Here is a 25,565-nt window from a genome sequence, read left to right on the forward strand (position 1 = left end):
CCCTCAGGTAAGCGGCGAGCGTGGTCCCCACCCACCGCTGGATGCCGAGCAATCGACCGATGTCACCGAAAATTTCACCTGCGGAACGCCATGAGTTGGTGACGTTGCGCACGCTACGACGGCGTTACCGCCCGGTCAAGACCCGATTTCCACACAACGACCGTCGTCAACGGACCGCAGAAGCCTCCGCGGGTGGCATACTTTCCGGAAAACTGCCGAAGCTTTCGAGAGCCGAGCCCGGAGGACCACCGATGCCGACCGACACGACCGACGTGGCCACCTCGGCCCGGGTCATCACCAACCCCGTGCTGCGCGGGTTCTACCCCGACCCGTCGGTGCTGCGCGTCGGCGACGACTACTACCTGGCCACGTCGACCTTCGAGTGGTACCCGGGAGTGACCCTGCACCACTCTCGGGACCTGGTGCACTGGCGCCCGCTCGACGGAATCCTCACCGAACGACGGCTGCTGGACCTGACCGGTGCCGGGGACTCGTGCGGGGTGTGGGCACCCGACCTGACGTACGCACACGGACTGTTCCACCTGGTCTACAGCGACGTCGCCAGCTTCGCCAGCGGCTACTGGGACCCGCAGAACTACCTGATCACCGCCCCGTCGATCGACGGCCCGTGGTCCGACCCGGTGCCGCTGCACGCCCACGGCTTCGACGCGTCGCTTTTCCACGACGACGACGGCAGCACCTGGCTGCTGGCGATGACCGCCGACTGGCGGCCGGGGCGCGACCGGTTCGGCGGCATCGAGATCCAGCGCTACGACCGCGACGCCCGGCGGCTGGTCGGCGACCCGGTCACCATCTTCACCGGTACGCCGACCGGGCTCACCGAAGGACCGCACATCTACCGGCACGACGGGTGGTACTACCTGGTCACCGCGGAGGGCGGCACCAGCTGGGAGCACCAGGTGACCGTCGCCCGGTCCCGCGCCCTGCTCGGGCCGTACGAGGCCGACCCGGCCGGACCGATGCTCACCTCCGTCGGCCGCCCCGAACTGACCCTGCAGAAGGCCGGGCACGGCAGCCTGGTGCAGACTCAGCGCGGCGAGTGGTACCTCGCCCACCTGGTCGGTCGGCCCTACACCCCGCTCGGGCGGTGCGTCCTCGGCCGGGAAACCGCGATCCAGCGGGTCGACTGGTCCGCCGACGGCTGGCCGCGGGTCGCCGGCCAGGTCCCGGCCGAGCAGGTGCCCGCCCCCGACCTGCCGGCGCACCCCTGGCCCACCGAGCCGTCCACCGACCACTTCGACGCCGCGACCCTCGGCCCGCGCTGGTCGACCCTGCGCCGACCGGCCGGGCCGGACTGGACCGACCTGACCAGCCGCCCGTCACACCTGCGGATCGTCGGCGGCCAGTCCCCGGTCGGACGGCAACGCCCCAGCCTGGTCGCCCGCCGGGTGACCGCACCGAACTGCGTCTTCGAGACGCTCGTCGAGTTCCGCGCGGCCACCCCCCGCCAGCTCGCCGGGGTGACCGGCTACTACAACACCGAGAACTGGCACTACGCCTACCTGACCCGCACCGACGACGGTCGCCAGGAGCTGCAGCTGCTCAGCTGCGACAGCGGCCGCCGACAGTCCCACCCTCAGGTCAGCGTCGACGTCACCGACGTCGCGCGGCTCGGGCTGCGGGTGGTGTTCGACGGCCCGGTGCTGCGGTTCGGCTACCACCGGGGCGACCACTGGCGCGAGCTGCCGGTCGAACTCGACGCCACCATCCTGTCCGACGAGTACGCCGCCCGGATGACCGACGGCGAGCCGGAGGCCTGGGGCTTCACCGGCGCCTTCGTCGGGCTCTGGGTGCAGGACATCGGCAACGACGGCGGGTACGCCGACTTCGACCACGCCACCTACCGGGAGCTGTGAGCGGCGGGCCGGATCACCGGGCACCACCGTTGACGTACAGCGTCTGCCCGCTGACGTAGGACGCGTCCTCGCTGGCCAGGAAGGCGATCACCGAGGCGATCTCGGCCGGCTGGCCGACCCGGCGCAGCGGCGTCTGCTCCGCGACCTGCCGGCGGTGCTCGTCCGGGTCGACCCCGATCCGGGCGGCCACCGCCGCGGTCATCGACGTCGCCACGAAGCCGGGTGCGACCGCGTTCACGTTGATCCCGTACGGCCCCAGCTCGATCGCCAGGGTGGCGGTGAGCCCCTGCACGCCGGCCTTGGCGGCGGCGTAGTTGACCTGGCCACGGTTGCCCAGCGCGGACCGGCTGCTCAGGTTGACGATCTTGCCGTAGCGGGCCGGCACCATGTGTCGCTGCGCCGCCCGGCAGCAGTGGAACATGCTGGACAGATTGGTGCGCAGCACCGCGTCCCAGTCGTCGGCCGGCATCCGGAACAGCAGGTTGTCCCGGGTGATCCCGGCGTTGTTGACCAGGATGTCGAGCCGCCCGAGGTCGGTCACCACCCGATCGACCATCGCGTCGACGGCGACCGGGTCGGTCACGTCACAGCCGACCGCGACCGCGCCGCCGCCGGCCGCGACGATCTCGTCGACCACCGGACCGGCCCGCTCGACGGTCAGGTCGACCACCGCCACCGTGGCGCCCTCGGCGGCCAACCGCCGGGCGGTGGCGGCCCCGATACCCTGCGCGGCTCCGGTGACCAGGGCGACCCGGTCGGCGAATCTGTCCATCGAAGCGACTCCTTCGGCGCTGGGGTGAACCGACGGGGGGTGTTCGCCGGTGCGGACCTGCGGGTCGGCACAGACCCTCGGGTCGGCGCAGACCATTGTGCCCGGTGCCGGAGGTCCGCTCACGGAGTGGGATCCCGGGCGTCGTAGTGAGCGAACGTCGGCTGGTGGCGGGCCAGCGCCGCCAGCACCACCAGGCAGGCCAGGCCACCGGCGACCGCCGCGACCGCCTCACCGGTCAGCTGCGCGGTGGCGCCGAGCACCAACTGGCCCAACTGCGGGCCACCGGCGACCACGACGATGAACACCCCCTGCAGCCGACCGCGCAGCGCGTCCGGCGTCGCCGCCTGCAGGATCGTCATCCGGAACACCGAACTGACCGCGTCCGCCGCGCCGGCCAGCAGCAGCACCGCCACCGCCGCCCAGAGCAGCGGATGCGCACCACCGCCCGGTGCCGGCCCCGGCGCCGCCACGACGATCAGCCCGAACACGGTGATCGCCACCGCCCAGCCGGCCACCGACACCAGCACCGCCAGGCCCTGCCGGCGCACCGCACCCAGCGGCCCGGAGAGCAGGCTCGCCGCCATGGTGCCGAGGGCGATGCCGGCGGTGAGCAACCCCACCGTGGTGGCCCCGCCGCCGAGCGCGGTCGCGCCGATCGCCGGGAACAGCACCCGGGGCATGGCCAGCACCATCGCCGCCAGGTCGACCAGGAACGTCATCCGCACGTTCGGCCGGGTGCCGAGGAACCGCAGGCCCTCCCAGACCGAGGCGAGCCCGGCCCGGCGGACCTCGCCCTCCGGCGGGATCGACGGCAACGCCACCAGGGTGGCCAGGGCCACCGCCACCAGCCCCACCTCGATCAGATAGGTCCCCGGGTAACCCCACCAGCCGATCAGCACCCCGGCCAGCAGCGGACCCAGCGTGTGGGACAGCCCCATGGACAGGTTGGTCAGTGCGTTCGCCGCCGGCAGCAGACCGATCGGCAGCAGCCTCGGCACGATCGCGGTACGGGCCGGGTTGTTGATCGCGAACAGCCCGTTCTGCGCCGCGACCAGGCCGTACAGCAGCCCGACGCTGCCGACGTCGAACAGCGCCTGCCCGGTGAAACCCACCCCGACCAGCAACAGGCCGGTGGAGGTGGCGACCACCACCCGCCGCCGGTCGTACGCGTCGACCACCGCACCGCCGTACAGGCCCAGCGCCACCAGCGGCACCAGCGCGAAGAACCCGACCAGGCCGACGTTGAATGTGGAACCGGTGAGGTCGTAGACCTGCAGACCGACCGCCACCGTGGTCAGGCTGGTGCCGATGCCGGACAGCGAGGCGCCGAGCCACATCCGGCGGTACGGCGCGCTGGCCCGCAACGGGCCGAGGTCGATCAGGAGACTGGGCACCCGTGGATCATGCCCCGCGCCGCCGCCCGGAATGACGTGTGCCGGGTCACCCGCCGGCGACCGAGGGAATCACCTGCACCTGGGCACCGGCCGGGACCGGGGTGTCCAGACCGCCGCTGTGCCGGTGGTCTGCACCGTCGACATAGACGTTCACGTACCGCCGGATCTGGCCCTGCTCGTCGCGGATCCGGCGGGCGAGTCGCGGCCAGCGGCGGGTCACCTCGTCGAGGACCGCCCGCAGCGTGCCGTCGGCGTCGACGGTGAGCCGGGCCTGCCCACCGCTGTCCGCCCGCAGCGCGCCCGGCACCAGCAGCGTCACCACGTCACACCACCGCGGCCCGGACACAGAGCACGTCCGGCAGGCCGGTGGCGACCGGCTGCCAGGAATCGCCCTCGTCACGGCTGGCGAACACGTCCCCGCTGCGGGTGCCGAAGTAGACCCCGGCGGTCGACGCGTCGTCGGTGGTCAGCGCGTCACGCAGCACCGCCGGATAGTACGGGTGCTGCGGCAGCCCGGCGGTCAGCGGCTGCCAGGTGGCACCGGCGTCGGCGGACCGGAACACCCGGCACCGGTCGTCGACCGGGAACCGCCGCGAGTCGGCGACCAGCGGGAACGTGTAGATCACCCCGGACCGGTGCGGGTGGGCGGCGATCGGGAAGCCGAAGTCGCTGGGCAGGTCGTCGGCGATCGACGACCAGGTGGCGCCGGCGTCGTCGGAGCGGTAGACGCCGTGATGGTTCTGCGCGTACAGCCGGTCCGGGTCGACGGCGTCCCGGGCCACCTTGTGCACGCACTGGCCGAACTCGGGCCACTCGTCGGGCAGGAAGTACGCGCGAATGCCGGTGTTGCCGGGTGCCCAGCTCGCCCCGGCGTCGGCGGAACGGTAGACGCCGCCGGTGGACATGGCGACCAGCAGGGCCGCCTGGTCCCGCGGGTCGGGCAGGACGGTGTGGATCGCCCGGCCGCCGAAGCCGGCCTCCCACAGCGGCCGGTGCGGGTGCTCCCACAGCGGCCGGACCAGCTCGAAGCTGGCCCCGCCGTCGGTCGACCGGAACAGCGCCGAGGGTTGGCTGCCGGCGTACACCACGTCGGGCTCGGCGGCCGACGCCGGCGTGAGCTGCCAGACCCGCTCCAGGGTGGCCCCGGTGTCGGCCGGGAAGGCGACCGGCGGCTGCTCCGGCTCGGACCAGGTGCGCCCGAGGTCGTCGCTGGTCGCCACGCTGGGCCCGTAGTGCGGGCTGGCCACCGAGGCGAGCAGCCGGGGCACCGCCCGGCGTTTGTCGATCGCCACCGCGTACACCGCGGTCATCGGGAAGTGCGGGCCGCTGACCTGCCAGCCGCGCCGGTCGTCGGTGCTGGTCGCGAGGAACAGACCCTTCTCCGTGCCGATCGCGAGCAGCGCCCCGGTATGCGGTGTCCCCATCGATCCCTCCTGGTCACCTCTGGTCACCGGCCGGCGACGTCGCCGGCCCGAACCGGAGTATGCCGAGGCGGACCGACAATTCCGGTCAGGTCGGCTGGGGTGGCGAGCTCGGCGTCAGTCGGGATCGGCCGAGCGGGCGAAGCCGTACCGCTCGGCGTGGTCGGGATCGGCCGGGTCGATCTGGCGCAGCCCTTCGTCGGCCAACCGCTTGTTGATTTCGTCGAGGTGGTCGCGGACCAGCCGGGCCTCCTCGTCGGTGGTCTTGCCCCGGTGCGGTTTGCCGGCGTGCTCCAGGGTCGCGTAGTCCACCCGCTCGGCGGCCTTGCGGCTGGTCCTGGCCGGTTTGACCCGCTCGGCGGTACGCAGCAGCTGGGCCATCGGCACGTCGGTGGCGAGCGAGTCGAACTCGCTGGCGGTCAGTACCACCCGACGTGGTTCGCCGTCGCCCTGTCCGTCGTGGATCTCCACGACGGCGACGTCGAGCGCCGCGTCGTCGATGCTCTCCACCTCGTCCGGCCGGGCCTCCAGCCGCACCGGACCGGCGACCAGGTCGGGATGTTCGAGGACGACGATCCGCACCAGCTCGTCCGCCGAGTCCAGCACGGCACCGCTGAAATCGGAGACGTACACCGTCTTCCTGCCCATGTCGATAGATCTCCCGTCGGTCCGGATGGCTGCCGGCGTCCGCTGGCGGCGGAGCCGGTCACCGAAGCTACCCGACAGGTGTGCGAACACCGCAACAGCCGGGCGGCGGGTGTGTCCGACCGGGCCGGCTAGAATCACCCGGGTGCCCGGACCGGGCCACGGGTAGGATCACCACGAGGTCGAGAGGCGCTGCGACGGGCCGCGAGATGCCCGCCACGCTCGGCCACGATCACGGCCCCTGATCGGGCGTGACCACCAGACAAGGGCGCCTCCGAGCTACCAGCGGAGGTGTCAGGTGAAGCATTTGTCACGCGCCAGCGACAGCGAGCGGGCGCTGCGGAAGTTGCTGAGTCAGCGGATCGCGGTGCTCGACGGCGCCTGGGGCACCATGTTGCAGGGTGCCGGTCTCACCCCGGCCGACTACCGTGGCGACCGGTTCGGCGACCACCCCCGGGACGTCACCGGCGACCCGGACCTGCTCAACCTGACCCGCCCGGACGTGATCCTCGACGTACACCGGCAGTATCTGGCCGCCGGCGCGGACATCACCACCACCAACACGTTCACCGCGACCAGCATCGCCCAGGCCGACTACGGTCTGGAGGCGTACGTGCCGGAGATGAACCTGCGCGGCGCGCAGCTGGCCCGGCAGGCAGCCGACGAGTTCGGCGGCCGGTTCGTGGCCGGCTCGGTCGGCCCGCTCAACGTCACGCTGTCGCTGTCGCCCCGGGTGGAGGATCCGGCCTACCGCGCCGTCACCTTCGACCGGGTGAAGGCGACGTACGCCGAGCAGCTGGCGGCGCTCGCCGAGGGCGGCGTCGACCTGCTGCTCATCGAGACGATCTTCGACACGTTGAACGCGAAGGCGGCTATCGCGGCGGCCCGCGAGGTGGTGCCGCAGCTGCCGCTGTGGATCTCGGTGACCATCGTCGACCTGTCCGGGCGGACCCTGTCCGGGCAGACCGTCGAGGCGTTCTGGCGCTCCGTCGAGCACGCCCGGCCGCTGGTCGTCGGGGTGAACTGCTCGCTCGGCGCGGAGGAGATGCGCCCGCACGTCGCCGAGTTGGCCCGCATCTCGGACAGCTATGTCGCCTCCCACCCGAACGCCGGTCTGCCGAACGCGTTCGGCGGCTACGACCAGACCCCCGACGAGACCGGCGCGATGCTGGCCGACTTCGCCGACAGCGGGATGGTCAACCTGGTCGGCGGGTGCTGCGGCACCACGCCGGCACATATCACCCGGATCGCCGAGTCGGTCGCCGGCAAGGCACCCCGGCCGGTGCCGCAGCCGGCACGGACCAGCCGGTTCAGCGGGCTGGAGCCGTTCGAGATCGGCCCGGACACCGGGTTCGTGATGATCGGTGAGCGGACCAACGTGACCGGGTCGGCGAAGTTCCGCCGGCTGATCGAGGCCGGCGACTTCCAGGCCGCCGTGGACGTGGCGCTGGACCAGGTCCGGGGCGGGGCCAACCTGCTCGACGTCAACATGGACGCCGACCTGCTCGACAGCGAGCAGGCGATGGTGACCTTCCTCAACCTGATCGCGACCGAGCCCGAGGTGGCCCGGATCCCGATCATGATCGACAGCTCGCGGTGGAGCGTGCTGGAGGCCGGCCTCAAGTGCGTACAGGGCAAGGCCGTGGTCAACTCGATCAGCCTGAAGGAAGGCGAGGAGGTCTTCCTCGACCAGGCCCGCAAGATCCGCGAGTACGGGGCCGGGGTGGTGGTGATGGCCTTCGACGAGCAGGGCCAGGCCGACACCACCGAACGCAAGGTCGACATCTGCGCCCGCGCGTACGACCTGCTCACCGGGAAAGCCGGGTTCGACCCCACCGACATCATCTTCGACCCGAACGTGCTGGCCGTCGCCACCGGGATCAGCGAACACAACGGGTACGCCAAGGCGTTCATCGACGCGCTGCCGCTGATCAAGCAGCGCTGCCCGGGTGCCCGCACCAGCGGCGGCATCTCCAACCTGTCGTTCTCGTTTCGGGGCAACGACGTGGTCCGCGAGGCGATGCACTCGGCGTTCCTGCTGCACGCCGTGCGGGCCGGGCTGGACATGGGCATCGTCAACGCCGGGCAGCTCGCCGTCTATCAGGACATCCCGGCCGACCTGCTGGAGCTGGTCGAGGACGTACTGTTCGACCGCCGCCCGGACGCCACCGACCGGCTGGTGACCTTCGCCGGCACCGTCTCCGGCTCCGGCACGAAGCGCGCCGTCGACCTGTCCTGGCGGGACGCCCCGGTCGCCGACCGGCTGTCGCACGCGCTGGTGCACGGCATCGTCGACTTCATCGAGGCCGACACCGAGGAGGCCCGCCAACTGGCGGCCCGGCCGCTCGACGTGATCGAGGGGCCGTTGATGGACGGCATGAAGGTCGTCGGCGACCTGTTCGGCTCGGGCAAGATGTTCCTGCCGCAGGTGGTCAAGAGCGCCCGGGTGATGAAACGGTCGGTGGCCTACCTGGAGCCGTTCCTGGAAGCGGAGAAGGAACAGGCCCGGCAGGACGCCGCCAACGCACCGGCCGGGCAGGAGACCGCCGCCGAGGGCGGTGGGGAACGCGGACCGGGCACCGTGGTGCTGGCCACCGTCAAGGGCGACGTGCACGACATCGGCAAGAACATCGTCGGGGTGGTGCTGGGCTGCAACAACTACCGGGTCATCGACCTCGGGGTGATGGTGCCGGCCGCGAAGATCCTGGACACCGCGGTCGCTGAGAACGCCGACGCGGTCGGGCTGTCCGGCCTGATCACCCCGTCGCTGGACGAGATGGTCACCGTCGCCGGCGAGATGCAGCGGCGTGGGCTGAAACTACCGCTGCTGATCGGCGGGGCCACCACCTCCCGGCAGCACACCGCGGTGCGGATCGCACCGGCGTACGACGGGAGCACCGTGCACGTGCTCGACGCGTCCCGGGTCGTCGGGGTGGTCTCCGACCTGCTCAGCGCCGACCGGGTGGAGCAGTTCGACAGCGACAACCGGGCCGAGCAGGACCGGCTGCGCGAGCAGCACACCAACCGGCGGCAGCCGCTGCTCACCCTCGCCCAGGCCCGGGCCAACGCGGAGCCGGTGTCCTTCGAGGATCTGCCGGTGCCGGCGTTCACCGGCGTACGGTACGTCGAGCCCGGCCTCGACGAGCTGCGGCCGATGATCGACTGGCAGTTCCTCTTCCTCGCCTGGGAGCTCAAGGGCAAGTACCCGGCGATCCTGGAGCAGCCGGTCGCCCGCGAACTGTTCGACGACGCCAACACGATGCTCGACCAGATCATCGCCGACGGTTCGTTGCGGGCCCACGGCGTCTACGGCTTCTGGCCGGCCCACTCCGAGGGCGACGACCTGGTCATCGCCGCCGGACAGGCCGACCCGCCGGGCGGCGGCACCGACCAGCCGGTACGGATCCCGATGCTGCGCCAGCAGACCACCAAACCCGCCGGGCGGCCGAACCGCTGCCTCGCCGACTACGTGGCACCGGCCGGGGACCATCTCGGTGGCTTCGCGGTGGCCGTGCACGGCGCGGAGGAGCTGGCCGCCGGATACGAGGCCGCCCAGGACGACTACCGGGCGATCATGGTGAAGGCGCTGGCGGACCGGCTGGCCGAGGCGTTCGCCGAGCACCTGCACCTGCGGGCCCGACGGGACTGGTACGAGCCGGACGCCGACCCGGACGTGGCCGACCTGCACGCCGAGCGGTTCCGCGGCATCCGGCCGGCGCTGGGCTACCCGGCCAGCCCGGACCACAGTGAGAAGTGGCAGTTGTTCGACCTGCTAAACGCCGGGCGGGCCGGCATCGAGCTGACCGAGTCCGGGGCGATGACCCCGGCGGCCAGCGTCAGCGGCCTGCTCTTCGCCCACCCGGCCTCGCGGTACTTCACCGTCGGGCGGATCGGCCGGGACCAGGCCGAGGACTACGCGGCCCGGCGTGGGATGCCGCTCGCCGAGGTGGAGCGCTGGCTGCGCCCCAACCTCGGCTACGAGACCGACTGAAACCGCACCGCGCGGGCTGGGGAGGAATCAGCCCGCGGCGGTGAGGTCCGAGCAGTCCGTCTCGTCCGGCAGCAGCGGGCGCAGGGTCACCGTCCACCGCTTACCCGCCGACGTCCACGGGGTGGCGGCGGTCGCGTCCGCCGCTGCGGACCGCAACTTCTCCAACGCCTCCCCGGTGACCGTCACGCAGCCGAGATCGAGCGTCTCGGACAGCGATTCGCCGGGCAGTTCCGGGCCGGGCCAGGCCACCTCCGGCTGGCTGGCGTCGACGGACTCGTCGACCGCCACCCACGGCTCGGCGACCGCGGCGATCGCGTGCGCGACGTACGGCTCGGAATCCTCCGGTGCCGCGCCGACAGCGCCGGACAGCTCGGTGAGCGAGTCGGCGAAGTCCCGCAGCTTGTCCCGGGCGGCGACCTGCTCGTCGGTCAGCCCGGCGTCACCGGAAGCGTCGTCGGACAACGCGTAGACCTCGAGTTGTTCGACGCCGTTGTCGGTCAGCACGGTGAACCGGGTCGACGTCGCGTCGGCCACCGGCGGCCGGCCCAGGTCCTGCTCGGTGCCGACCCCGGCGGCCAGCGCCTGCTTGACCAACTCGTCGACCTGCTCCGCGCTGATCGTCTGCACCTGCAGGTTCGGCATGGCCGGACCGGGGTAGACCAGGATGGTGGGGCCCTGGGTGATCACTCGGCCGTCGGCGTACACGCTGACCACCGGTAGCCGGGTCAGCAACGCCGCCGGCATGGTGAAACCGCCGGTGTGGTCCACCCGCAGGACCAGCGTGTCGGCCGGCAGCGACGACCCGCCGGCGGTGCCGTCGGTGGACGAGTCGGTGCCCGGGTTCTGTCCGCACGCGGCGGTGAGCAGCAACAGGGAGGCGGCGGTGGCCGCCGCCCGTACGCCTCGAAAAATCGTCATGTCTGCTGAGACGTCGCTCTATCCCGATCGGTTCCACCCCAACCGGTTCAGTTCCCTCCGGCCGGATCCGGGCCGGTGGACACCGGGGCCGGTACGGCGTAGCCGGCCGTCCCCAGCACCAGGGCCATGGTGACCGCTGCCGTGCCGGCGATCCCCGCCGCGCTGCCCGCGTACGCCACGAACAGCCGCCGCCGGCTCAGCGCCTCCAGCGGCAGCCCGGTCACCTGGTCGGTCACCGCCATCGCGGCCCCGGCCGCCGCCAGCAGTCCGACCCCGGCGAGCAGCAGCAGCGCCAGTGACATCGGGTGGTGTCCGCTCGGGCGCAGCTCGTCGTCCGGCGACCGGGCCAGCGTGAGCGCGAGCATCCCGGCCGCCGCCCACCCCCCGACGACCAGTAGCGCCGCCACCGCGTCACTGGGCCGGTGCCAGCCGGCGGACAGGGTGGCCACCCCGGCGGCCGCCGCGTAGCCGGCACCGGCGAGGGCGCCGATGCCGCGCAGCGCCGCCGGCAGCACCAGGACCAGCGCCACCGCGACCGAGGCGGCAACCGTGGTGTGCCCGCTGGGCAGGCTGTTGGCCGGGTTCGCGTCGACCGGATCGACCCCGAACGACGGCCGGGCGACGGCGTACTTCACCCACTGGGTGGTCAGGTTGGAGCCGGCGATCACCCCGGTGGCGACCACCGCCAGCAGGACCCGGCCCCGGATCAGCGCGATGAACCCGATCACCCCGGTGGCCAGGGCGAGCGAGGCCACCGAGACCACACCGAGCACCGTGCTCGCCGGCCCGTACGCCTCGTCCTGGCCGATCGAGTTGCCGGTCAGCGCGATGGTGTCCAGCCACTGGCCGCGCCAGGTCCGCACGAAGACCCACCAGACCACGCCGAAGGCCGCGGTCTGGCCGGCGGCCAGCAGAAGGCACCAGACGCCCAGGAGCACCGCGCCGCGACTGCGCATGCCGTCACGGTAGCCGCCCGGCCCGGCTCCCGCGCTCGGTCAGAACGTCCCGCGCTCGGTCACAACGTGGGAACCCGGAATCCCAGCACGTCAGAACCAACCAGCGAACCAGTTCCAGACGCTGACCACCCATTCGGTCTGCCGCAGGTAGGCGAACCCGACGACGATCAGGTACGCCCCGGTCACCATGTGCGAAACGCGGGCACCGTGCCGGACCCGACCCAGCTGGCGTTCCAGCACCACCCGGCCGATCACCCGGCACAGCGCGAACAGACCCGCCCCGACCAGCATCGTCAGCACAAAGGTCAGCACCGGGCTGGCCAGGTTCCCCCGGGCGGAGATGGCCCAGACCCCCCAACAGACGAAGGCGAACAGGCCACCCAGCACGCTCCACTCGCCGCCGCGACGGAGCTGGGCGAGCTGCTGACTCAGCGGTGGCCGGGGCGGCCGGATCCGGCCGTCCGACCAGCCCGGCCCGGCGTCGGACGGCCAGCCCGTGCCGGTCGGCTCGTGCGGCGCGGTGAACTCGGCGGTCGGCGGCGGCCCGCCCCGGCCGACCTGCGCCACCCCACGCCGGAAAAGGCCGGCGACGCCCGGTGCCGTCGGCTGGTCCGCGTCCGGTGCCATCGGCTGGTCCGCGTCCGCTGCGCCGGGAGCCGTGCGCTGCGGCGGCACCTCCACGGTCCGCTCGGCCCAGGGTGTATGCCGATCTGCCATGTTTCCTCCCCACGGGTGCGGGCGGACCCCCGTACCATTTAGACGCTCACATCCGAGAGTAGCGAGCCGGCAAATGGGTCGCCGACCCCGCCACCGATCGGTTAGACAGGGCAGATGGATGCACCGTTTCCGATCCGGGCCGGCGTGCCGCAGGACTTCGACCCAGTGATGGAGTTGCTGCTGGCGGCCTTCCATCAGAACCCGGACCCGGACCTGCACCACGTCGAGCGGGGCGTCTTCGAGCCGGACCGGTCGCTGGTGGTCACCGACGGCGACCGGTTGGTCGGGCACGCGGGGGCGTACACCAGGGAGTTGACCGTGCCCGGCGCGGTGCTGCCCGCCGCCCACGTCTCCATGGTCGTGGTCGCCCCGACCGACCGTCGGCGCGGGCTGCTGACCCGGCTGATGCGCCGCCAGCTGCGCCAACTACGCGACGGCGGCGAACCGGTCGCGGTGCTGTGGGCCAGCGAGGGCCGCATCTACCCGCGGTACGGCTACGGGATGGCCGCCCAGCGGCTGGAGCTGGACATCGACCTGCGGGAGACCCGGGTGCTCGACCCGGCCGGCCCGGGCGCGGGCGCCGACCCGTCCGCTGGCCCTGGCGTCGGGTCGCTGCGCGTCGGCGACCCCGGGCGGCTGCGGCCCGAGCTGGCAGCGGTGTACGAACGGCTGCGCCCCGGCCGTCCCGGCTGGTCCGGCCGGGACGACCGGTGGTGGCGGTACGTGCTGGCCGACAGCCCGGCCCGCCAGTCCGGCCAGACCGCGCTGCGGGTGGTGCTGCACGACGGTCCGACCGGCCCGGACGGCTACGCCCTGTGGCGCACGGTGAGCGACTGGGACGCCCGTGGGCCGAAGGGCCGGGTACGGGTGATCGAGGCGGTGGCCGGCAGCGTAGACGGATACCGGGCCCTGTGGCGGTTCCTCACCGGCATCGACCTCAGCCGGGCGCTCTCCTTCCGGTTCGCGGCGCTGGACGAGCCGCTGTTCCAGCTGGTCGACGAGCCCCGGCAACTCGGTGCCGCGCTCGCCGACAGCCTCTGGGTGCGGCTGATCGACGTCGCGGCGGCACTGTCCGCCCGCCGGTACGCCACCGGAGTCGACATGGTCATCGACGTCACCGATCCGCTACTGCCGGAGAACTCCGGCCGCTGGCGACTGACCGGCGACCGGGAACAGGCCCGCTGCGTACCCACCGACGAGCCGGCGGACCTCGCCTGCGGGGTGGCCGACCTGGCGGCGGTGTACCTGGGCGGCCCGTCGCTGCGGTCGCTGGCCGACGCCGGCCGGGTACGCGAGCTGCGCCACGGTGCGGTGGCCGAGGCCAACACCGCGTTCGGCTGGGACCGTGCCCCCGCCGGCATCGAGATCTTCTGAGCCGGTCGCGGTACGGTCGGCGGATGGCGGACTTCGAACGGCGCAGGCGACGGCACCGGCACGGCGCCCCGACGGAACGCCCCGACAGCGGACCGGCCAGCGCCAGCACCGCCGAGGTGCACGATCCGGAGCAGGACAGCACTCCGAGCACTCCGGAGCCGGACGGCAGGCCGGTACCGGGGCCGGGGCCGCGCCCGCAGTCACTGGGACCGCGTGCTCCGGAGCCGTCACAGCGCGTCCCGGAGCCACCGCCGACGCACCGTCAGCGCCGGCAGACGTCGGGCCGTTCCGCCGGCGGCGGGTCCGGCGGCGACGACCGGGAAGCCGACCGTGGCCTGCGCGGACTGGTCGGTTCCGGCACCTCACAGGTCAGCACCTCGGCGGCGCTGCGGGCGCGGGACGCGTCCCGCCCCAGTGAGGACGACCTCGCCCGGGCCGAGGAGACCCTGACCATCGTCCGCCGGCACTGGGTGCCCCGGGAGGAACTGCCCCGCCGGGAGCGGTGAACCGGCCGGTCCCGACGTGACCCACCGGACACCGAGAGGTGCCGCTGCGGACCGACGGGGTCAGGGCAGCGCCGGCAGCTCCCGGTCGACCTCGTACGCGGCGACCTGGGCGATCCGGCGGGCGTGCCGGTCGTTACCGGAGAAACCGGTGGCCAGGAACGCCTCCACCAGCGTGGTCGCCTCGTCGAGGGTGTGCTGGCGGGCGCCGATCGCGACGACGTTGGCGTCGTTGTGGGTGCGCGCCAGCTGCGCGGTCTCCAGGTTCCAGGCCAGCGCAGCCCGCACCCCGGGCACCTTGTTGGCGGCGATCTGCTCGCCGTTGCCGGAGCCGCCGATCACCACTGCGAGGCTGCCCGGGTCGGCGACCACCCGGGTCCCGGCATGCAGGCAGAACGCCGGGTAGTCGTCGTCCGGGTCGAACTCGTGCGGCCCGACGTCGGTCACCTCGTACCCCTGCTTGGCGAGGTGGTTGACCAGATGCACCTTGAGCTCGTAGCCGGCGTGGTCGGCTGCCAGGTAGACGCGCATACCCGCAGTCTCTCAGCGCCGACAGGTAGGCCGTACAGCCGGGTCAGCCGGTCCCGTGTAACGGCTCAGCCGATCTCGGCCAGCACCAGGCCGCCGCGCGCCTTCGGGGTGAACCAGGTGCTCTTGCGGGGCAGCTTCTGCCGGGCCAGGTTCACCGCGACGAAATCGTCGACGGTGACCGGGGCGATCAGCACGGCCAGCTCGGCCCGACCGGCGTCGACCTCGCCGGTGAGCCAGCTGGCCGGATAGTCGCCGCCGACGTAGGTGATCCGCTTGTCACCCGGGTCGAGGCCGAGCACACCGCGCAGCAGCACCCGCTCCACCAGGGCGTGGTCGAGGTTGTCCACCCGGTCACCGCCGCCGGTCGGCAGGGTGACCTGGTAGCCGCGTCCGGCCAGGTAGAGCCGTACCTCGCCGCCGGCAGCCGGAACCGTCGGCGCGCCGTCGAGCGCGGTCACCGCCGCACCGGCGGCCCGCAGCCCGGCCAGCGTCTCGTCCGGGCTCAGGGTCAGCTCGCTGACCAGCCGGTTGTACGGCTGGATGGCCACCGACGCGGGAGTGGTGACCACGGCCAGGAACCGGGACAGGCCGCCGGTCTGCGCGGCCAGACTGCGGTGGTTGCCGTCGGCGACGACCAGCTCACCGCCACCGGCCAGCGCACAGAGCCGCTGCTGCAGCTCTCCCGGACCGACCGGCCAGATCGCGTGGGTACGGCCGGCCTGATCCAGATCGGTCGCGGCCGGCGCGCCGGCCGCCTCCGCTGCCTCGGCGAGCGCGGCGTGCAGTTCGTCGCCGCGCCCGGTCTGCAGCAGCAGCACCGGGGAGAGCAGATGTCCGACTGCCTCGGCCAGTGCCACCCGCTCCCGGACCTTGGCGATGAACACGTCCTCGTTGCGGATCACCAGGCCCGGTTCGTCGGCGCTGGTGGAGATCTGGTCGGTGTCGACCATCACGAACAGGCCGTACGCGGCCGCGTCGCTGGCCGGCTCGGTGATCCGGTAGAGCACGGCGACCTGCTCGGCCGGTGTGTAGCTACCGTCGGCGCGGGCCTCGCCGAGCCGTCGGGCGGCCGCCGGCAGGCAGTCGAGAAACGACCGGCCGAGGCTGTCCGGCGCCCGGTGCGGCATCTCCACCGCCAGCGCGCTACGGGGATTCGCCTCGATGATCGCGGTGATCTCGGCGTCGTCGGCGAACTCGTCGTAGTTCTGCGCACCGGTCTCACCGGTGGTGATCCAGGCGCGGGAAATCGGGTGAACGACCGTCATGGCGCGGACGCTACCGGCGGGGTCCGCTGTGACGACCGATACATCGGCCGTGTCCACCGGATGGACGCCGACCTGGTCGCCGGACCAGCGCGACGGACGCCGGCCCGGTCGCCCGGGCAGGTGGAACGGACAGCGGCCCGGTCGCCCGGGCCGCTGTCGACGGCGGTGGCCGCAGTGACCGGCCGGACCGGATCACCCGACCGGGGTCGGGCGCCGGTGCCGGCCGCCGCCGGACCGGGCCGCCGGGACCGCGCCGACCGTCGACGCCGGCAGCCCCGACGGTACGGCGACCGGCACCCGCTCCACCTCGTGGACCGACGGTTCCCGCCGGTGCCGGCTGCCGTCACTCGGCGCGCCCCAGACCTGGGCGGCGATCGCCTCGCGCAGCACGGGCAGATCCCAGTAGTCGGAGTCGATGTCGACCAGCATGTTGACCTCCGATGCGTCGGTGTGGCCCGGTCTCCTACCGGGCCGGCGGGGTGAACATCCTGGGCAACGACGTGGCCTGGGACGCGTCACGTGCGCCGCGCAGCGACACGCCGGGCGACGTGGAACTCGTCCCCGACACCGACGAATTGGTCAGTCGAACGTGGGATCCACCTCGCGGGACCGCTTCAACTCGTAGAATCCCGGCGTCCCGGCGACCAGCAGCACACCGTCCCAGAGCCGGCCTGCGGCCTCCCCGCGCGGCACCGGGGTGATCACCGGGCCGAAGAACGCGACCGGGCCGGCACCCTCCGGGCCCGGGGCGTGGATCACCGGCGTACCGACGTCCATCCCGACCGGGGCCATCCCGGCGGCGTGGCTGGCCCGCAGCGGGCCGTCCCAGGTCGGATCGTCGGCGGCGGCGGCCAGCGCCGGGTCCAGCCCGGCCTCGGTCAACGCGGCGGTGTAAAGCTCCGGTCCGGTCGGCTGCTTCTCCAGGTGGATCCGGTTGCCCAGCGCGGTGTAGAGCGCCCGTACCGCAGCGTCGTCGTGGTCCTGCTGGACCGCGACGGCGACCCGGACCGCACCCCAGGCCCCGTCGAGCAGCTTCCGGTAGCTCTCCGGCAGGTCACGGCCCTCGTTGAGCACGGCCAGGCTCATCACCCGGAACCGCACGTCGACCGGCCGGACCTGTTCGACCTCCAACAACCAACGTGAGGTGATCCAGGCCCACGGGCACAACGGATCGAAGTACATGTCCACGGTCTGACGGTCGGACATCAGACTCCCCTTCTTTTTTCGTCCGGCGGCTGTCCGCCGCCATTGTCCGGGTCACCTCGCCAGATACCGCCCCAACCCACCAAGTCCAGGATCTGGGCCGGCCTCGCCAGGCCCCCACGACGTGAAAGACTTGGCCGAACGGGGTCATTCCCAGCTGTCCCCGACGCCGCCGACGTCGACGTCGGCGGTTGAACGATTGGACGGAGGCACACGGTGGCTGGAGTGCGCAATCTGACCCAGGTCGAGGCGGCCGAACGCGCCCGCCTGCTCGACGTGACCGGGTATGACATCCACCTCGACCTGTCCGCCGCCGGCAGCGCAACGGACAACCGGGTGTTCCGCTCGACGACAACGGTCACCTTCCGTTGCGCCGAGCCCGGAGCCAGCACGTTCATCGAGGTGGCGGCGGACCAGCTGCACTCGGCGACGCTGAACGGCCAGCGACTCGACCCGTCCGGCTGGTCGGCCGAGTCCGGGCTGGCCCTGCCGGACCTGGCTGCGGAGAACACGCTGGTCGTCGAGGCCGACTTCATCTACTCGGCCAGCGGGCAGGGGCTGCACCGCAGCGTCGACCCGGTCGACGGCGAGACCTACCTGTACAGCCAGTTCGAGACCGCCGACGCGCAGCGGGTGTACGCCTGCTTCGACCAGCCGGATCTGAAGAGCGTCTACACCTGGCACGCCGTCGTACCGGCCCACTGGCGGGTCATCTCGAACATGCCGGTGGCCGCCGAGGAGCCGGCCGGGCCGGACACCAAGACCGTCCACTTCGCCGAGTCGGCCCGGATGAGCACCTACATCACCGCGCTGTGCGCCGGCCCGTACCACGAGGTCCGGCGCAGCCACGACGGCGTCGACCTGGGCTACTTCTGCCGGGCCAGCATGGCCGAGCACCTCGACGTCGACGATCTGCACCTGATCACCGCGCAGGGTTTCGACTTCTTCCAGGCCCAGTTCGGGGTCCGCTACCCGCTGCCCAAATACGACCAGATCTGGGTGCCGGACTTCAACGCCGGCGCGATGGAGAACTTCGGCGCCGTCACCCACGCCGAGGCGCACTACATCTTCCGTTCCCAGGTGACCGACTTCGAGTACGAGCAGCGGGCCAACACCGTGCTGCACGAGTTGGCCCACATGTGGTTCGGCAACCTGGTGACCATGCGCTGGTGGAACGACCTGTGGCTGAACGAGTCGTTCGCCGAATGGGCCAGCCACTGGTGCAACTCGGAGGCGACCCGGTTCACCGACGCCTGGACCACCTTCCTGTCGGTCCGCAAGAACTGGGGCTACCGGCAGGACCAGCTCTCCTCCACCCACCCGGTCTACTGCGAGATGCCGGACCTGGAGGCGGTCGAGGTCAACTTCGACGGCATCACGTACGCCAAGGGCGCCAGCGTGCTCAAGCAACTCGTCGCGTACGTCGGGTTGGAGCCCTTCCTCGCCGGTCTGCGGGCCTATTTCCAGCGGCACGCATGGGGCAACGCCACCTTCGACGACCTGCTCTCCGAGCTGGAGACCGCCTCCGGCCGGGAGCTGCGCAAGTTCGCCGCCCAGTGGTTGGAGACCGCCCAGGTCAACACGCTGCGGCCGGAGCTGTCGGTTAGCCCGGACGGCACCTACCAGCAGGTCACGGTGCTTCAGGAGGCACCGGCCGGGCACCCGACGCTGCGTACCCACCGGATCGGGGTCGGCCTCTACGACCTGGTCGACGGCCGGCTGGTCCGCCGGCACCGGGCCGAGGTCGACATCAGCGGCGAGCGCGCCGAGCTGACCGGCCTGGCCGGGCTGCCCGCCGCCGACGTGCTGCTGCTCAACGACGACGATCTGAGCTACACCAAGCTGCGGCTCGACCCGGCGTCGATGGCCAACGTGGTGCAGCACATCAGCGCGTTCGAGTCGTCGCTGGCGCGGGCGCTGTGCTGGGCGGCGGCCTGGGACATGGTCCGGGACGGGGAGCTCGCCGCCCGCGACTACGTCGCCCTGGTGCTCACCGGGCTGCCCAACGAGACCGACATCAACCTGGTGACCGCGACCCTGCGGCAGGCCACCAACACGCTGACGTTCTACGCCGAGCCGGGCTGGGCAGCGCAGGGCTGGGCCGACCTGGCTCGGACGGCACGGGCGGCGCTGCAGGCAGCGGAGCCGGGCAGCGGTTTCCAGCTGGCCTGGGCCCGCAGCTACGCCACGGCGGCCCGCTCCGACGGCGACCTGGCGGTGCTGCGTGGCTGGCTCGACGGGGCAGACGTGGTGCCGGGGCTGACCATCGACACCGAGCTGCGCTGGACGGTGCTGCAGTCGTTGGCCGCCAACGGTGCCGCCACCGGCGAGCAGATCGACGCGGAGCTGCAGCGGGACCGGACCGCCAGCGGTGAGCGGGAGGCAGCCCTGGCCCGCGCCCTGCTGCCGGACCCGGCCAACAAGGCCGCCATCTGGGCCAAGCTGACCGGGCCGGACAGCCTGCCGAACTGGCAGCACCGGGCGTTGCTGCAGGGTTTCCAGCACTCGACGCAGGTGGAGCTGACCGAGCCGTACCGGACGGCGTACTTCGACGTGTTGGGCCGGATCTGGGCCACCCGGGACAGCGAGCCGGCGCAGGAGTTCGTCATGCTGGCCTACCCGGCGTACCTGGTCTCCGAGGAGACCGTCGCGGCGACGGACGAGTGGCTGGCCGGCGAGGGTCACCCGGCTCCGCTGCGCCGGCTGGTCGCTGAGGGCCGCGACGGGGTGGTCCGGGCGTTGACCGCACGGGCCACCGACACGGCCGCCGCCAGCTGAGCGACGCCCGCGCCAGCCGCCATCGAGGTGAGGCTGAGACACCCTACGACGCAGATTTAAGGTGTCTCAGCCTCACCTCGATGCGGCTCTCCGGTCACCTGGTCAGCCGACGCGCAGTGCGGCGGCCATGGGTGGTTGATCGACCGGGTCACCGGAGCGGTGCATCGCCCACAGCGGTGGGCCGTCGGCCGGCAGGTGGGCCACCCGGACGATCCGGTAGCCGTGGCGTTCGTAGAACCTCTGCTGTCGCTGGCTGCTCGCCTCGACCACCGCCGGCATGCCGATCCGGTCCAGCTGGGTGTGGTGGGCGGCCAGCAACGCCGACCCGATCCCCTGCCGTCTCAGCCAGGGTGCGGCCGCCAGGAACGCCAGATGGTGGTGTCGGCCGGTCGCTTCCACGCGACCAGCGGTGAATGCGTAGTGCGCGTACGGGCCGTGCCGGTCACCGCAGGCCCGCAACCTGCGCCGCTGATGCTCCGCACCGAGCAGCCGGTCCGCCGGGTGCGGGTACCAGATCGCCACCCCGTCGCAGTGCCCGACAACGTCGACGATCCCGTGCCGGACGGCGAACTCCAGCTCGGCGGTGAAGAACTGGTGCATTGTCAGGTACCGCAGGGCGTGATCATTGATCAGCCAGGACACCACCGGATCCAGCACACACGACTGCGCCAACAACTCGGCCAGGGGTTCGACGTCGGCGGCCGTGGCGGCCCGTACGGTCAGCATGGCCGTCACGTCCACACCAGGAACCGGTCGAACAACTTCGCCGAGGTGACGTCGGGCAGGTCGAACGCCGCCTCGGTCATCCGCTCGACCACTTGACAACCGCACCCGCCCAGCTCCCGTAGTTGTTCCATCACCGCGACCACCGGCCCCGGTTGACCCGGGCAGCATCCACCGCCGCCCGACCCACAGCGGCAGCCGAACCGGCACCGACCGCACCAGTCAGACTGGACGGCCCGGTCGGGCTGAACCGCATCGAATGCCGAGGTGCGCACTCCGGACACCACAAGATCTGCCCGCACCTCGGACACCACCGCTGCTTCAACCGGAACGTGAAGAAGCCGACGCACAACCCACCCAGCGCCGCCAACACGACTCCCACCAAGGTCAACACTCCTGGTCCTCCCATCCACGCCGACGTAGTCGTGCTCCGCCCGGCGCGCTCTTGAGCGGTTGGGTAATTCCTGTCACGGAATCGCGACGACCCGCAGCTTTGCGATCACGGATAGTCAGTGCCACTCACGCCGGCATAGGGGCCAAGATCTATACCTCCAGGCATACGCCTGGGACGACGAGACGGCATAGTAGAGGGGTCCAGTTCGCTCCCCGGGCTGGACGGATGCCCAGCAGGCACGGAGGGCCGTAGATGCAAGAACCTGGTTCAACGCCAAGCTGCGCAGGCATAAGCAGGTGATCAAACTGCCGCCCGAGGTCCTGGATCGCGCAGATGTTCGCCAGGCGTTGAGAGCCGGCGACTGGGCGACCGTCCTGCAGGTCGTCACGGCAGAAGCTCGGGTGTCGCAGACGGAGATTGCGCAAGCTGTCGGCATATCGCAGCCCCATGTCTCTCGGCTGCTCAGCGGACGGAGCCGAGATCCAGGGCTTCGCACCGTACGGGCGCTCTGCGATGGTTTGGGGATACCTCGATCCCTGGCCGGCTTGCTAGATGAACAGGAGGATGACACGAACCGGCGCCAATTCGTCGCCGCAGCGGCAGCGGCCACAGGGGTTACGCTGATCGGCACTGCCGCAGGAGATGTTCCCCTCGAATCACGCGACGACGAACAACTACTGACTATCCCCTCGACCACCTACCGCAGGTTGGAGCAGCGACTGCCTGCACGCAGCCTCCTTCCACCTGTCAGCGCGCACCTCGCACTCACCCGCCAACTCGCATCGCGGAATGAACGCTCACCTGCACATACCCGTCAGCTTTACTCGGTGCTCAGCGAAACCGCAGGGCTGACCGCCTGGTTGTACGTTGATGTCGACGATCAAGCCAGTGCCCGCCGCCACTACAAGCTGGCGGTCCATGCGGCGGAGCGGTCAGGACACCCGCTGCTACTTGCGTACATGCGGGCCAGCCTGGGCCAGTTTGCGGCAAACTGCGGCGACGCACACGACGCCATCCGGCTTGTTGCCTCCGCCAGGCATGCCCTACCTCGTTCAGCTCCCACTATCTCCACGATTTGGATAGACGCGATCGAGTCGCTTGCACTCGCTGAGGCCGGCGACAAGAAGGCGATCTTCCTGTTAGGCCAGGCCGATGATCGGCTAGCGAAGGCTCGGAACGATGAACCCATCTGGCCTTGGATTTTCCGCTTCGATCACCAGAAACTAGCATCGTTTCGAGCGCAGGCCGCAAGCAAATTGAATCAGCCAAGCGCCGCCAGCCACGCGCTTTCCATTGCAGCCAGTGGTCCAGCTCAGAGCCCGAAAGCAAAGGCCCTGTCCGACGTCCTTCAAGCAGAGATCCTGGCGAAGTCCGGACACCTCGACGAGGCTTGCAACATCGCCTGCCAGGCTTTCGACGCAGGCAAGAAATACGAGTCAGAGAAGATCCTCCAATCAGTAGCTCGATTCCGCAAAAACCTAGGAGGACAGACAGGAAAACTGACGCTCAATCTCGATGAGCGACTTTACAGCAGATACCAGGAGGATCGATAACTTGCGGATCGCTATCACCGGGCATCGCGGGCTCAACGACGAAGTAACAGCCAAGGTCATCAAAGCTATCGATGACAAGTTGTCCCTGGTTCAGGGGGAAATCGTCGGCATCACCTGCCTCGCCGACGGGGCAGATCAACTCTTCGCTGAGGCGGTGCTCCGGTGCGGCGGCCGGCTTGAAGTCGTCGTACCCGCCCAGGAGTACCGCGACGGCCTGCCCGATACCGCTCACGCCACGTACGACAAGTTGATCAACCAGGCCAAGGCCGTCCACCGCTGCGACTACCGCATCTCCGACTCGGACGCCCACATGGCGGCCAGCAGGTTGATGGTCGACAACTCGGATCGGCTCTTCGCCGTGTGGGACGGCCAGCCCGCCCGAGGCTACGGCGGCACCGCCGACGTCGTCGCCTACGCCGAAACCAACGGCATCCCGGTAACAGTCATCTGGCCTCCTGGCGCCCGCCGTGACTGACCTACCCCGCCGGCCGGGCGTGGGCCGGGCTGCATGCAGCGGCGACCACCAAAAGCGAGGAAGCTTAGACGCAGTGTCACCCCGCCGGGCCAGGAGTACCGGTCGAGCTTGATGCCAGAGATGCATCAAGATGCACCTGCGGCATCACGTCCCCGGAGCACCATCGGATCCCCGGAGCAAGCCCGAGCACGTCGCTGGCTGCCGGCCGTACCTCCGCATGCGGCGGTTCAGCCGCAGGGGGTGATCCGGGGCGGTTCGGCGGACGCCGTGCGCGAACCTGGCCGACGCTGAGGGCATGCGTGCCATCCAACTCACCGCGCCCGGCACCCTCGAACTCGTCGACGTGCCGACACCGAAGCCCGGTCCGGGCGAGATCCTGCTGGCCACGGCGGCGGTCGGCGCCTGCCACTCGGACCTGCACATCCTCGACGCGCCCGCCGGGGTCTTCCCGACCCCGATGACCATCGGCCACGAGATCGCCGGCCAGGTCGCCCAACTCGGTCCGGGGGTGACCGGATGGGCCGAAGGGGACACTGCGGCGGTGTACGGGATCATCGGCTGCGGGCGCTGCCGGGCCTGCCTACGCGGGCTGGAGAACCAGTGCCGCACCGTACCCGTCGGCGGGGTCGGCATCAGCCGCGACGGCGGACTCGCCGACCACGTGGTGGTGCCGGCGGACCGGCTGCTGCCGCTCGGCGGGCTGGACCCGGTGCAGGCGGCACCGCTGACCGACGCCGGGCTCACCCCGTACCATGCGATCTCCCTCAGCCGGGACGCGCTGCGGCCCGGCACCCACGCGGTGGTGATCGGCGTCGGCGGACTCGGCCACATGGCGGTGCAGATCCTGGCGGTGACCACCGCCGTCACCATCGTCGCGGTGGACACCAGCGACGCTGCGCTGCGGCTGGCCAAACGGATGGGCGCGCACCACACCGTGCAGGCCGGTCCGGCGGCGGTCGACCAGATCCGTGAGCTCACTGGCCCGGCCCCGGACGGCGCCGACGTGGTGCTCGACTTCGTCTGCGTGGACGCCACCCTGGACACCGCCCGGCAGGTGGTCTCCACCGGCGGTCACCTGACGATGGTCGGCCTGGGCGGCGGCACGCTGCGGATCGCGGCGACCGTCGAAGGCCCACCGCCGGTGCCGATGGAGACCAGCGCGGTCATCCCGTTCTGGGGCACCCGCGCCGAGCTGGCCGAGGTGATCGCCCTCGGTCGCCAAGGCCTGCTCCGCGCCGAGGTGCAGACCTTCCCGCTGAGCGAGGCGGTGCAGGCGTACCAGCAGTTGCGGGACGGGAAGATCCACGGCCGCGCCGTGCTGGTCCCCTGACCGGCGATGGTGACTGGGAGATCCGGTAAGGCCGGATCTGTCAGGCGCGGCCGGCCCGGGACGCCAGCTGGTCGATCCCGCTGACCAGGCCGCCGGCCAGGTCACCGCCGCCGAAAGAGGCCACCATGGACAGCGCGGCGAGCTTCGCGTCCCGGTCCGGGATCCGCTTACGGGCCTCGGCGCCGGTGACGACCTCCAGCACCCGCTGATTCGGCGACACGGCGATGAGCACCGCGTCGTCCGGGTCGGTGAGCTGCCGGTGCAGCGTCACCGCGTACTCCCGCGTCGGCTCCTCCAGCTCACCGACGTAGATGCTGAACGCCAGGCCGGTGGCCGAGTCGGCCAGCCGCAACGCCTCGTCGAGCCGGAGCAGCTGTCGGGTGCCGAACGGCCCCGGCAAGGTAGCGCTCGTCCGGGTGGACTCGCTGGACTGCTCGTGGGCCTGCTCACCAACGGTCACTTGCGCCTCCCGTCGCGCCTGGACGCGGCTGCCCGCCGCCGAGGTTGGCCGACTCGATCGCCGCCGGCTCGGTGCCGGCCGGCAGCGCCGCCGCCGGGGTTCCGGTGGACCGGTCGCCGGACGAGACGTACCAGACCGGGCTGAAGTCGAACTGCCGGCCGGGCCGGTAGCGGCGGTCCGCGCCGCCACGCCCGCCGATCATCGCCAGACCGGCCACCACGAGCACGATGACCGCCGGGATCACGACGAAGAAGAGCACCGTGTTGGTAACAGACAATCTCAACG

24 protein-coding genes are annotated in these 25,565 nt (G+C 71.5%); 8 read left to right on the forward strand and 16 right to left on the reverse strand.

The genetic code is table 11. The features are described from left to right. The first annotated feature begins 251 nt into the window (after positions 1-251). A complete protein-coding gene (locus ACN27J_RS12635; protein WP_421366232.1) occupies positions 252-1,877 on the forward strand; it encodes a glycoside hydrolase family 43 protein in 1,626 nt (541 codons plus the stop codon). A gap of 13 nt (positions 1,878-1,890) precedes the next feature. Here ACN27J_RS12635 and fabG read toward each other — a convergent pair whose 3' ends face one another. The 5 genes from fabG to ACN27J_RS12660 form a co-directional block, all read right to left on the reverse strand. Then, positions 1,891-2,649, reverse strand: a complete 759-nt coding sequence (gene fabG, locus ACN27J_RS12640) for a 3-oxoacyl-ACP reductase FabG (RefSeq protein ID WP_421366234.1) — start codon at positions 2,647-2,649, stop codon at positions 1,891-1,893. A 119-nt stretch (positions 2,650-2,768) separates the two neighbouring features. After that, entirely contained in the window at positions 2,769-4,043 is a 1,275-nt protein-coding gene (locus ACN27J_RS12645; protein WP_421366236.1) for an MFS transporter, read from the reverse strand. A 46-nt stretch (positions 4,044-4,089) separates the two neighbouring features. Next, complete coding sequence (locus tag ACN27J_RS12650) at positions 4,090-4,365, reverse strand: ubiquitin-like small modifier protein 1 (RefSeq protein ID WP_123604943.1); 276 nt, start codon at positions 4,363-4,365, stop codon at positions 4,090-4,092. 1 nt (position 4,366) lies between these two features. After that, positions 4,367-5,467, reverse strand: a complete 1,101-nt coding sequence (locus ACN27J_RS12655) for a WD40/YVTN/BNR-like repeat-containing protein (protein ID WP_421366238.1) — start codon at positions 5,465-5,467, stop codon at positions 4,367-4,369. 114 nt (positions 5,468-5,581) lie between these two features. After that, entirely contained in the window at positions 5,582-6,112 is a 531-nt protein-coding gene (locus ACN27J_RS12660; RefSeq protein WP_421366240.1) for a hypothetical protein, read from the reverse strand. Between the two features lie 346 nt (positions 6,113-6,458). On the opposite strand from ACN27J_RS12660, the gene metH reads away from it, so the two are divergent. Continuing rightward, positions 6,459-10,100: a methionine synthase gene (gene metH, locus ACN27J_RS12665; RefSeq protein WP_421372213.1), complete on the forward strand. Its 3,642-nt coding sequence runs from the start codon at positions 6,459-6,461 to the stop codon at positions 10,098-10,100. Positions 10,101-10,127: 27 nt separating this feature from the next. Here the strand turns inward: metH and ACN27J_RS12670 are convergent, their stop codons facing one another. The 3 genes from ACN27J_RS12670 to ACN27J_RS12680 form a co-directional block, all read right to left on the reverse strand. Next, positions 10,128-11,018 (reverse strand): hypothetical protein, encoded by an 891-nt coding sequence (locus tag ACN27J_RS12670; protein ID WP_421366241.1) that lies wholly within the window; start codon positions 11,016-11,018, stop codon positions 10,128-10,130. 47 nt (positions 11,019-11,065) lie between these two features. Further along, a complete protein-coding gene (locus ACN27J_RS12675; protein WP_421366242.1) occupies positions 11,066-11,974 on the reverse strand; it encodes a phosphatase PAP2 family protein in 909 nt (302 codons plus the stop codon). Between the two features lie 90 nt (positions 11,975-12,064). Beyond that, positions 12,065-12,691, reverse strand: a complete 627-nt coding sequence (locus ACN27J_RS12680) for a hypothetical protein (protein ID WP_421366243.1) — start codon at positions 12,689-12,691, stop codon at positions 12,065-12,067. A 114-nt stretch (positions 12,692-12,805) separates the two neighbouring features. On the opposite strand from ACN27J_RS12680, the gene ACN27J_RS12685 reads away from it, so the two are divergent. Continuing rightward, a complete protein-coding gene (locus tag ACN27J_RS12685) occupies positions 12,806-14,065 on the forward strand; it encodes a GNAT family N-acetyltransferase (RefSeq protein WP_421366245.1) in 1,260 nt (419 codons plus the stop codon). Between the two features lie 23 nt (positions 14,066-14,088). Further along, positions 14,089-14,571 carry a hypothetical protein gene (locus ACN27J_RS12690; protein WP_421366246.1) on the forward strand — a complete coding sequence of 161 codons (483 nt, stop codon included), beginning with the start codon at positions 14,089-14,091 and terminating at the stop codon, positions 14,569-14,571. A gap of 60 nt (positions 14,572-14,631) precedes the next feature. On the opposite strand, the gene ACN27J_RS12695 is transcribed toward ACN27J_RS12690, so the two are convergent. The 4 genes from ACN27J_RS12695 to ACN27J_RS12710 all read right to left on the reverse strand — a co-directional run bounded on the left by ACN27J_RS12695 (position 14,632) and on the right by ACN27J_RS12710 (position 17,570). Further along, positions 14,632-15,099, reverse strand: coding sequence for a ribose-5-phosphate isomerase (locus tag ACN27J_RS12695; RefSeq protein ID WP_123603168.1), 468 nt, complete (start codon positions 15,097-15,099; stop codon positions 14,632-14,634). Between the two features lie 65 nt (positions 15,100-15,164). Next, on the reverse strand, positions 15,165-16,364 hold the full coding sequence (locus tag ACN27J_RS12700; protein ID WP_421366249.1) for a DUF1015 family protein: 1,200 nt from the start codon (positions 16,362-16,364) through the stop codon (positions 15,165-15,167). A 192-nt stretch (positions 16,365-16,556) separates the two neighbouring features. Beyond that, entirely contained in the window at positions 16,557-16,793 is a 237-nt protein-coding gene (locus tag ACN27J_RS12705) for a hypothetical protein (RefSeq protein WP_123603169.1), read from the reverse strand. 150 nt (positions 16,794-16,943) lie between these two features. Then, positions 16,944-17,570 carry a DsbA family protein gene (locus ACN27J_RS12710; protein ID WP_421366251.1) on the reverse strand — a complete coding sequence of 209 codons (627 nt, stop codon included), beginning with the start codon at positions 17,568-17,570 and terminating at the stop codon, positions 16,944-16,946. A 222-nt stretch (positions 17,571-17,792) separates the two neighbouring features. Between ACN27J_RS12710 and pepN the strand changes: the two genes are divergently transcribed. Continuing rightward, the gene (gene pepN / locus ACN27J_RS12715; protein ID WP_421366253.1) at positions 17,793-20,345 is read left to right on the forward strand and encodes an aminopeptidase N; all 2,553 of its coding nucleotides are present in this window, start codon (positions 17,793-17,795) and stop codon (positions 20,343-20,345) included. Positions 20,346-20,447: 102 nt separating this feature from the next. Here pepN and ACN27J_RS12720 read toward each other — a convergent pair whose 3' ends face one another. Both ACN27J_RS12720 and ACN27J_RS12725 read right to left on the reverse strand, forming a co-directional pair. Continuing rightward, positions 20,448-21,071 (reverse strand): GNAT family N-acetyltransferase, encoded by a 624-nt coding sequence (locus ACN27J_RS12720; RefSeq protein WP_421372214.1) that lies wholly within the window; start codon positions 21,069-21,071, stop codon positions 20,448-20,450. Between the two features lie 5 nt (positions 21,072-21,076). Then, the gene (locus ACN27J_RS12725; RefSeq protein WP_421366256.1) at positions 21,077-21,202 is read right to left on the reverse strand and encodes a hypothetical protein; all 126 of its coding nucleotides are present in this window, start codon (positions 21,200-21,202) and stop codon (positions 21,077-21,079) included. 556 nt (positions 21,203-21,758) lie between these two features. Between ACN27J_RS12725 and ACN27J_RS12730 the strand changes: the two genes are divergently transcribed. From ACN27J_RS12730 to ACN27J_RS12740, 3 genes are all read left to right on the forward strand, one after another. Continuing rightward, positions 21,759-23,015: a helix-turn-helix domain-containing protein gene (locus ACN27J_RS12730; RefSeq protein WP_421366258.1), complete on the forward strand. Its 1,257-nt coding sequence runs from the start codon at positions 21,759-21,761 to the stop codon at positions 23,013-23,015. Further along, entirely contained in the window at positions 22,978-23,490 is a 513-nt protein-coding gene (locus ACN27J_RS12735) for a hypothetical protein (protein ID WP_421366260.1), read from the forward strand. Before ACN27J_RS12730 ends, ACN27J_RS12735 begins: the two co-directional genes overlap by 38 nt. A 295-nt stretch (positions 23,491-23,785) precedes the next feature. Continuing rightward, positions 23,786-24,820: an NAD(P)-dependent alcohol dehydrogenase gene (locus ACN27J_RS12740; RefSeq protein ID WP_421366262.1), complete on the forward strand. Its 1,035-nt coding sequence runs from the start codon at positions 23,786-23,788 to the stop codon at positions 24,818-24,820. Between the two features lie 40 nt (positions 24,821-24,860). Here the strand turns inward: ACN27J_RS12740 and ACN27J_RS12745 are convergent, their stop codons facing one another. Then, positions 24,861-25,280 (reverse strand): DUF5130 family protein, encoded by a 420-nt coding sequence (locus ACN27J_RS12745; protein WP_278170924.1) that lies wholly within the window; start codon positions 25,278-25,280, stop codon positions 24,861-24,863. Continuing rightward, positions 25,267-25,563 (reverse strand): hypothetical protein, encoded by a 297-nt coding sequence (locus ACN27J_RS12750; RefSeq protein ID WP_421366264.1) that lies wholly within the window; start codon positions 25,561-25,563, stop codon positions 25,267-25,269. The genes ACN27J_RS12745 and ACN27J_RS12750 overlap by 14 nt, the downstream gene beginning before the upstream one ends. Between the last annotated feature and the right edge of the window lie 2 nt (positions 25,564-25,565).

It is taken from the genome of Solwaraspora sp. WMMB762 (assembly GCF_049179115.1).
Taxonomy (GTDB): domain Bacteria; phylum Actinomycetota; class Actinomycetes; order Mycobacteriales; family Micromonosporaceae; genus Micromonospora_E.